This is a genomic window from Achromobacter sp. Marseille-Q0513 (assembly GCF_018195695.1).
Taxonomy (GTDB): domain Bacteria; phylum Pseudomonadota; class Gammaproteobacteria; order Burkholderiales; family Burkholderiaceae_B; genus Achromobacter.
The window spans coordinates 21,321-30,031 of sequence record NZ_JAGTJY010000062.1 but is presented as its reverse complement, the minus strand read 5'-3'; the positions used below and the strand labels follow the sequence as shown (position 1 = coordinate 30,031).

9 protein-coding genes are annotated in these 8,711 nt (G+C 69.3%); all 9 read right to left on the bottom strand.

The window, feature by feature from the left end:
• Positions 1-2: 2 nt before the first annotated feature.
• Positions 3-989, bottom strand: a complete 987-nt coding sequence (locus tag KDH83_RS14750; RefSeq protein ID WP_212317055.1) for a type II secretion system F family protein — start codon at positions 987-989, stop codon at positions 3-5.
• A gap of 11 nt (positions 990-1,000) precedes the next feature.
• The gene (locus KDH83_RS14745; protein ID WP_212317053.1) at positions 1,001-1,927 is read right to left on the bottom strand and encodes a type II secretion system F family protein; all 927 of its coding nucleotides are present in this window, start codon (positions 1,925-1,927) and stop codon (positions 1,001-1,003) included.
• Positions 1,927-3,288, bottom strand: a complete 1,362-nt coding sequence (locus tag KDH83_RS14740; RefSeq protein WP_212317051.1) for a CpaF family protein — start codon at positions 3,286-3,288, stop codon at positions 1,927-1,929. The genes KDH83_RS14745 and KDH83_RS14740 overlap by 1 nt, the downstream gene beginning before the upstream one ends.
• Positions 3,289-3,312: 24 nt before the next feature.
• Positions 3,313-4,653: a pilus assembly protein CpaE gene (locus tag KDH83_RS14735; protein WP_212317048.1), complete on the bottom strand. Its 1,341-nt coding sequence runs from the start codon at positions 4,651-4,653 to the stop codon at positions 3,313-3,315.
• On the bottom strand, positions 4,650-5,957 hold the full coding sequence (locus KDH83_RS14730; protein WP_212317063.1) for a type II and III secretion system protein family protein: 1,308 nt from the start codon (positions 5,955-5,957) through the stop codon (positions 4,650-4,652). Before KDH83_RS14730 ends, KDH83_RS14735 begins: the two co-directional genes overlap by 4 nt.
• A gap of 279 nt (positions 5,958-6,236) precedes the next feature.
• On the bottom strand, positions 6,237-7,178 hold the full coding sequence (gene cpaB, locus KDH83_RS14725; RefSeq protein WP_212317046.1) for a Flp pilus assembly protein CpaB: 942 nt from the start codon (positions 7,176-7,178) through the stop codon (positions 6,237-6,239).
• Positions 7,175-7,657 (bottom strand): TadE family protein, encoded by a 483-nt coding sequence (locus tag KDH83_RS14720; protein WP_212317045.1) that lies wholly within the window; start codon positions 7,655-7,657, stop codon positions 7,175-7,177. Before KDH83_RS14720 ends, cpaB begins: the two co-directional genes overlap by 4 nt.
• A gap of 15 nt (positions 7,658-7,672) precedes the next feature.
• Positions 7,673-8,098 (bottom strand): pilus assembly protein, encoded by a 426-nt coding sequence (locus tag KDH83_RS14715; RefSeq protein ID WP_349291630.1) that lies wholly within the window; start codon positions 8,096-8,098, stop codon positions 7,673-7,675.
• Entirely contained in the window at positions 8,080-8,571 is a 492-nt protein-coding gene (locus KDH83_RS14710; protein ID WP_349291631.1) for a prepilin peptidase, read from the bottom strand. Before KDH83_RS14710 ends, KDH83_RS14715 begins: the two co-directional genes overlap by 19 nt.
• Between the last annotated feature and the right edge of the window lie 140 nt (positions 8,572-8,711).

Genomic DNA, 8,711 nt, shown 5'->3' with positions numbered 1-8,711 from the left:
CATCACAGCCCCCCCATGCGCGACAGCCCGCGCAATACCGCCACGAAGCCCGCGCCGCCCGTCACGATCAACAGGGCCGGCAACAGGGTCACGATCATCACCCCCGTCATCTTGACGGTGGTCTTGCCCACTTTCTCCTTCAGGTCCAGCCGGCGCTTGTCGCGCAGCCGCTCGCCGAAGCGCTGCAGCGGCTCCTGCACCGCGCCGCCATGCTGGTCCACCTGCGCGATCAAGCGGCAGATGGCCGAGATATCGTCGTTGTCGAAGCCCGACGCCAGCCGCGCCAGCGATTGCTCGCGCGTGCGTCCGCGCACGTGCAGCTCGGTGGCCAGCCGCAGCTCATAGGACAGCACCGGCAACACCTGGGCGAATTCCTTGACCAGCACCTGCAGGCTCTGGTCGATGGACAGGCCCACGCCCTGCAACAGGCGCAGCAGATCGATCAGCAGCGGCAGTTCGTCGGCCGCCTGCCGCCGCCGGCGCGCCAGCCGCCGGCGCACGAAGATCTTCGGCAACATGTAGCCCACGGCGAAACCCAGGAAGGCCGCGATCAGCACGCCGATCGAGGAATCGATCAGATTCTTCTCCAGGTCCAGCACCACCGCCGCGATGGGCAGCAGGATGGCCAGCACGAAGCGCGCGGCCACGAAGCGCGACCGCGCCGCCACCGGATTCGCGTAGCCCGCCATATCGACCAGCTTGCGGTCCTCAGAGGCCATCAGGGCCTCGGCCAGCCGTCCTTCCGTCAGGCGCTTGCCGAAGGAATCCGCCGCGCGCGCCGCGGCGGCCAGGCGACCCGGCTCGTCGGGCTCGGCCGCCTTGGGCCGCCCGCTGCGGGTGGCCAGCGCCTGGTCGACGACCTGGCGGCTGCGACCCTGGCCGCGCAGGCGGCGCACCATGCTGACGCCCAGGACCAGCATGGCAAGGGCCACCAGGGTCAGCGCCATGGCCAGCACCAGGGTCGCGTTCAGGGATTCCAGCGCTTGCATCCTCGCCCCCGTCAGATGGATTTGGCCATGCGGTACAGCCAATAGGATCCGCCGACCTGCATGGCCACGGCGGTGGTCAGCATCTTGAAGCCCAGCGGGTCTTCCCACAGTCCCACGAACAGATCGTTGTTGGCCACGATGATGAAGCCGGCGATGCCCAGCGGCAGCAGCGCCAGGATCCAGGCCGACAGGCGGATCTCAGCCGAGCTGGCCGACAGCTCGCTGCGGGCCTGGCTGACGTCGCGCATGAAGGCCGCCATGCGCTCCAGCACCTGGTCGCTGCGGCCGCCGAAGCGCAGCGCGATCGACACCACCGCCGCCACCATGTACAGCTCCTTCAGGCCGTACTGGCGCGACACGTGCGCCAGCGCCTCGTCCAGCTCCTTGGCCGAGCGGCTCAGGGCGGCGGCGGTCTCGACCACTTCGCGCAGCGGCTCGTCGGCGCTGGCGGCGGCAGTCTGGAAGGCCGAGGCCATGCTGTTGCCGATGGTGATGAGCCGGACCATGTTGTCCAGGAAGGCCGGCAGTTGCGAGATCATGCGGCGCTGGCGCTTGTCGGCGCGCAGCCACAGCAGGAAATAGGCGCCAACGGTCAGGAGCAGCAGCGTGACGAAGCCGGACAAGGCGCCCAGGAATGCCCAGGCCAGCAGCGCGCCCGTGACGATGGGCGCGAAGATCCGCAGGTAGAGCCCGGCGCCGTGTCGCAGGCCGGCCAGCAGCAACAGCCGGTCCCACCACGAAAAACCGCTGCGCGCCGCGCGCCCCCCGCCGGCGAATGTCGCCCCGCCGACCGGCACGTCGCGCGCGCGCCGCAGCTGGTTTTCCAGGAAGGCGGAACTCGCGGCGCGGCGCGCGCCGCTATTGGCGTGCCGCCACAGCAGCACGGCCGCCACGGCCAGCACCAGCGCCAATGCCGCCAGGACCAGGGCTTGCTGCATCAGCGCCTCCGGCTCCAGAACCCGCCGCCCCCGCCTTCGGGTTCCGGCGCGCCGCCGTCGGACTGACGCGCCTCGTGGCGCATCTTGGCGAGCTTGGGCGTGTGCGGATGGATGCCCAGCCAGTTCCAGCGGTCCTTTTCCTCGCCCTCCGGCGTGGCGAAGGATTCGTGCCGATAGAGTTCCTGCGTCGAAATGACGTTGTCGCCCATGCCCGTGACTTCGGTCACCGACAGCACGCGCCGCTTGCCGTTGGACAGGCGACCGATCTGCACGATGAAATCCAGCGCGCTGGCGATCTGGCGACGCAGGCTGTCCTCGCTGCCCTGGAAGCCGGCGAAACCCGCCAGCATCTCGATGCGGTACAGGCATTCGCGCGGCGAGTTCGCGTGGATGGTCGCCATGGATCCTTCATGGCCGGTGTTCATGGCCTGCAGCATGTCCATCACCTCTGCGCCGCGCACCTCGCCCACCACCACGCGGTCCGGACGCATGCGCAGGCTGTTGCGGATCAGCTCGCGGATGGTGACCGCGCCGCTGCCATCGAAGCCGCCCTGGCGCGCCTCCAGCCGCACGACGTGCGGATGGTTCAGCGACAGTTCGGCGGTGTCCTCCACCGTCACCACGCGCTCGGTTTCCGGGATGAAGAACGCCAGCGCGTTCAGCAGCGAGGTCTTGCCCGAGCTGGTGCCGCCGGACACCAGGATGTTGCAGCGGTGCTTCACCGCCTCGCTGAGCAGCCGGTAGATCTCTTCGTCGAAGGTGCCCAGCGTCAGCAGGTCGGCGGGCTTGAGCGGATCCTGGCGGAACTTGCGGATCGAGACCATCGGCCCGTCCACCGCCAGCGGCTCGATCACCACGTTCAGGCGGCCGCCGTCCGGCAGGCGCGCATCGACCATGGGCGTCGACTCGTCCAGGCGCCGGCCCATGGGCGCCAGGATGCGGCGCACGATGCGCAGCACGTGCTGGTTGTCGGTGAAGCGCAGCGTCTCGCGCGCCAGCACGCCCCGGCGCGACACGAACACGTTGTCATAGCCGTTGATCAGGATGTCCTCGACCGCGGGATCGGCCAGCAGGTCTTCGAGCGGTCCCAGCCCGGCCAGCTCCTTGGTCAGGGCCTCCGAGATCTGCCGCATCTCGCCCTCGTTGATGGGCACGCGGCGCAGGCGCACGAAGCTGGCCACCTCGATGTCGACGAATTCCTGGATGGCCGTGCGGGCCCAGCGGCCGAATTCCGCCCCCAGTTCCTCGATGCGGGACAGCAGGTGCTCGTAGGCCGCCGTCTTGATTTCCTGGTAGCGATTCGAAGCGGAAAAGCCCCGGTCGCCGTCGCCGCCGAATTCTATGGTGCCTGTCATGATCATGTCGGATTCCGCCGCCGTCCCTTGTCAATCCACCACCATGCGGCGATGCACGCCCGGCAGCCAGGTGGCCAGCCAGCTCGCGCGCCCGCCGGGCGTGTTTTCTTCCGTGTTCAGTTTTTCCGCCAGCGCATGCACGGCGCGCACGTAGACGTCGCGCTCGGCCTCTTCGTGCAGCAGGCGGCCCTGGTTGGTGCAGACCATCAGGGCCAGCGTGCGGTCGGGCAAGGTGCCGACCAGTTCCAGCTGGAAACGCTCGGCGATCTGCTGCGCGGTCATGCCGTAGCGCTCGTCGTAGCGATTGACGATCAGGCCCAGGCTGCGCCGGTCCACGTGCAGCTGCTCCAGTTCCTGCAGCAGGCCGGCCAGCGACACCAGCGCGCCCACGCTCTGGTCGGTCACGATCCAGTTCTGTTGCGAGGTGCGCGCCAGGCCGGCCACGAAATCGGGATTGTTGAAACCGCCGGCGTCGGCCACCACCACGCCGAAATGCTGGCGCAGCCGCTCGAACACCAGCAGCGAATCGGATTGCGAGATATCGCGCATCTGGCCCAGGTCGCGCGGCAGGGCCAGCACGCTCAGGCCGTTGGCCGTGTGCGCCATCGCCGAGCCCAGCAGGGTCGGATCCAGGCGGCGCAGGTTGCGCGCGGCCTCGGCGAAATCGAAGTCGCTGCCGATGTTCAGATAGAGCTGGCAATCGCCCACCGGCCAGCCCAGGTCCAGCAGCGCCACACGGCTGGACAACGGCTGCGTGGCGCCGGCATCGGCGGATTTCGGCGGCTTGGCGCCGCTGGCACCAAAGCGCAGCGCATGCGCCTGCTTCATGCGGTCCTGCACCAAGCCGGCCAGGTGCACGGCCAGCGTGCTGGTGCCCACACCCGGGCGGGTGCCCAGCAGCAGCACGCTGCGCCGCTGGCCGTCGGCGCGCCCGCCGCCGGCGGCGGGCGTGTCCAGCAGGCGCTGCACCACGTCCTTCACTTCCTGCGGCGCGACCGAGGGGTCGACGAAATCGCTGACGCCTGCGCGCAATGCGGCGATGGCGCCTTCGGGCTGGCTGAGCAGGCCCACCGCGACCCTGGGAATGCCCGGCGCGATGCGCGCCAGCAAGCGCGCCAGTTCGGCCGAACGGAACAGCTTGCCGGGTTCATCCTCACTCAGCGTGAAGTCCAGGAACACGACCTGCGGCGCGATCTCGGCCAGGCGCTTGGCCAGGTCCTCGACGGCCGGCGCTTCCTGGGTCAGCATGCCCAGGTCGCCGATGGCCTGGCCCAGCTGCGCGGCCACGCCATCGCCCTTGGAACAAAACAAGAAGCGGTTCCCGCTCTGCAGGCCCACCCATTCCCTGGCATGTGTCTTCATGTCGCTCACCGTGAAAAACCCGGCATCTGCTGCCCGCTCATCGGGCCCATCAGGTAATAGCCCCAGGCGTTGAACGCGGTGTCGCTCACCTCCTGCTTGCCCCCCGGCAGCGGCAGGGATACGCCGCGCGCGATGGGGCGCACCAGCCGGGGCGTCACCACGATGACCAGTTCGGTGTCTTCCTGCTTGTAGTCCACGCTGCGGAAAAAAGTGCCGATGATCGGCAGATCGCCCAACATCGGCACCTTGTTCACCAGCGCCTTGGTCTGGCGCGACACCAGGCCGCTGATCACGAAGCTCTCGCCATCGCCCAGTTCGATGGTGGTGTCGGCCCGGCGCGTGCGCAGCGCCGGGATCACCGTGACGTTGTCGGCGCTGGTGACCAGCGGAATGCCGTTGCTGTAGTCCAGTTCGCTGGCTTCGGGCGCGACCTTCAGCGCGATGCGCTCGCGCGACAGCACCGTCGGCGTGACGGTCAGCCCGATGCCGAAGGGCTTGAACGCGACCGTGACCGATCCCAGGCCGGCCGCCTCGGGCACGGGCAGCTCGCCGCCCGCCAGGAAGCTGGCGCTCTGCCCGCTCAGGGCCACCAGGGTCGGCTCGGCCAGCACCCGGGCCATGTTGTTCCCCTGCAGCAGGCGCAGGCGCGCGCTGAAGTTGTTCGAGTCATAGAACAGCGAGAATCCCGAGGCCAGCGGCGCGGACTTGTTGAAGCCCAGCGGCGCGGTGAAGCCGTCGGGCGTGATCGAGCTGGTGCCGCCCCAGGGGCCGTTGCGGCCGGCGAAGCTGATGCCCGCCTGCTTCATCACCGAACGCTGCACCTCGACCACCTTGACCTCGACCTGGACCACGCCGCCCGGCCCGGCGGTGGACAGGTCCACCACGTTCTTCTCGCCGCCCACGGCCGACGCCGCCGCCGACACGGAACCCTGATGGCTCAGCTGCGACTCGGCATGCCCGGACAGCACCGCCTTGTCGCCGGCCATGTCCACATTGGCCCCGCCGCTCACGCCGCGCCCGGCCATCACGCCCTGGACCGGGCCTGACACACGCACGTTCCAGACCTGCGGCGCGGCGTTGGCGCCGCTCCAGACCTGCAACTGGGTAGTGCCGGCCTTCTTGCCATAGACCAGCACCGACGCGGAGCGCTTGCCGGACGCCGGCAACACCTTCACATCGGCCACTTCCGGATCGCCGATGGCGATGCGCGACGGCGCGCCGCCCAGCATCAGGGTCTGCTGCCCCCTGACGGCCACCGCGATATCGCCGGCGGGCGCCACGGCCCCCTGCGCCGGCGCGGCGCTCTGCGCCATCGCGGCCGGACCGCCGGTCAGCGTCGCCGCGGCGGCCAGCACGCAGATCACCAAGGCAGAGCGCCGCAGAGCAGCCCACCCCCGTGGCGCCACGCGCGCCTCCCTGAAGAGGGCGTCACCGCGAACCGGCAAAGCCGGCTCCGCGCGGCCCCGATGGAGCGATATCCCATTCTTGCGATGCGTGTGGCGCGCCTGCGCCATGGACAACTGATATCTCTTCATCATGCTCGGTCAGATTATGGTTGCAGTCTCTGGGGCCTGTACACAGGGCGGCCGGGTTCAATAGCGCACGCGCTCGGATTTGTCTCCTCTGACGATTTCCACGCTGCGCCCGCCGCCGCCCGACCCGCGCACGGCCTGGCGCGGCGACAGCGTGGTGCCGTCCATTTGCGGCAGGGTGTCGCCGCCATAGGCCCTGTTGGGGCCGCTGTCGAGCAGCTCGCGCTGTCCGGGCGTCAGGTCGGCGCGCGCCTGCATCGCCGCGCGGCGCTGCGGAAACAGGGCGATATCGGGCACGCCCGCGTCGCCCAGCGGACGCAGCGCCAGCTGCAGCCGTCCGGCGCGGCTGGCCAGCATCAGCTCGCTGACGCGCTCGACCGGCACCGCCAGCACCGCCGTCTTGGCCGGCTGCGCGGGCGCGCCCTGTTGCAACAGCGATTTCTCTTCCGGGCCGTCCAGCGAGTTCGCGCCATAGGCCAGCACGCGCAGCTGCGATTGCAGCAGGCGCGCCTGGCCCGCCTGCACTTCCGAGCTCTTGTCCAGCATGAAGAACACATCGACGAAATCGCCCGGCAGGATGCGGTTGCCGCCGCCGCTCACTTCATCCACCGCCACCGCCAGCGCGCGTTCGCCCGGTTGCAGCAGGCTGGCCATGCCATGCGCCAGCATGGACGGCAAGATGGGATCGCCCATGGCGACGTCGGTGCGCACGATCGCGCCGGTGAGCAGGTCGGCCGCCGGAAAGCCGCCCGACAGGGCCACCTGCCACTTCGCCACTTCCAGCATGTCCGGCGCGATGCGCGTGCCGGCCGGGATCGCCTTGGCCGCCACCACCACGGGATAGAACTTGACCGGCTCCTGCGGCGCCGGCGCGCTGGCCGCGACGGGCGCGGCCGGCTGCGGCGGCGAGGACGGCGCCGACGCCAGGCGCCAGGCCACGAAAGCCAGCACGAGCCCAGCCACCAACAACACGCCCGCGATGATCTTGCTCAAGCTGCTCATGGTGTCCCTTGTGAGATTTGCACGGTCGCCTTGGAAGACAATCTGGACGGAATCCAGTCCTTGTTCGTGCCGGGCAGCATGGCGATGAGCGCCTGCATGGTGGCCAGCACCGGCCAGGACTGGGTGTTGTAGGTCATGGAGATCGTGGCGCAGTTGGCGGTCTGTCCGCCCGCGCCGCTCCAGGCGCAAGGCGCGCTGGTAATGGCGCAGCCCACTGCTGAGCCGGTCGAGAACACGCCCATCGCCGCCGTGCAGGCCGCGCCGTTCACGTCGGGCGCGCCCGAGAAGCGCGCAAACACGGCGGCGCGGGCGCCTTCGTTGGCCGCCGCCGCCAGCTGCTGCTGCATCCAGAACAGCACGCCATAGCCGACCACGGCGCAGATGAACATCAGCAGCATCGTCAAGGTCAGCGAGAACTCCAGTGCGGCGATGCCGCGCTGCCCGCGGCATGCGCCATGGCGATCAGGGGTGGGCTTCATCGCGGGCCGCATGGCTCAGGTATCTCCGTCCATGGTGTTGCCGAGATACACGGTGGCCCGCGCGGTGAGCACGCTGGATGCGGACATCAGCGCATCCTGCAGGAACGGGAAGGCGGGGATCAGCGGGTGCGCGCCATAGGCATAGGACACCGTCACTTCGATCTGGTCCTTGGCCAGCGTCATGCCGCTGCAGGCGCCGCCGCCGGCGCTGCTGAGCGTGCCGGTGCTGCCGCAGACCGCCACCTTGACCGGCGCGGAGGACATCGTGCTGACCCAGTTGGCCAGGGCCAGCGCGGTGTCGCGGCCGGCATTGGCGCGGGCCGTCAGCGACGGCGTGCCGGCCTGCCATTGCAGCACCTTGCGCGCGCCGTCCTGTGCGGCCAGCGTGATGGAATGCTGTGCGGCGAACACCAGGGAATAGGTCAGGATCCCGTAGAACACCAGGAAAAACACCACGAATACCAGACCGAATTCAAGGGAATAAACACCACGCTGAGCGCGGCGACGCCCAGATACGCGCCATAGGGAATCTGCTTCCAGCGGTCGGCCAGCGCCCAATAGCGGTTGATCTGCAGATAGGCCAGCGCATGCAGGCCCGCCAGCAGGCTCGCCCCCACCAGCGTCACCACCAGCGGTGCGAAGCCCAGCAGCAGGCCGAGTATGGCGATGGCCTTGACATCGCCCGCGCCCATCTTGCGCCGCGCCCAAACAGGCAGGAACAGAAAGGCGCAGAAAAAGCCTGCCAGCGCCATGCCCCAGCCGGCCCAACGCGGCGGAGGCATCCAGCCAGGAACCAGCCAGGCGGCCAGCAGCCAAAGCAGCTGCCCCGCGAATCCCGCGACGATGAGCGTGTTGGGAACGCGGCGATGGCGCAGATCGGCGTGGATCAACACCAGATTCCAGCATGCGAACAACAGCCACCACAGCGCTTCCCCTGGATACAAGGCACGACCTTCCAACGGTTACCGATACGACCGCAGCGCGTCCGTCCGAACGGACGCCGCCCCTCCAATTCGTGCATCGCGGACACCGCCGCGGCAGTCCGCGGGCGGCC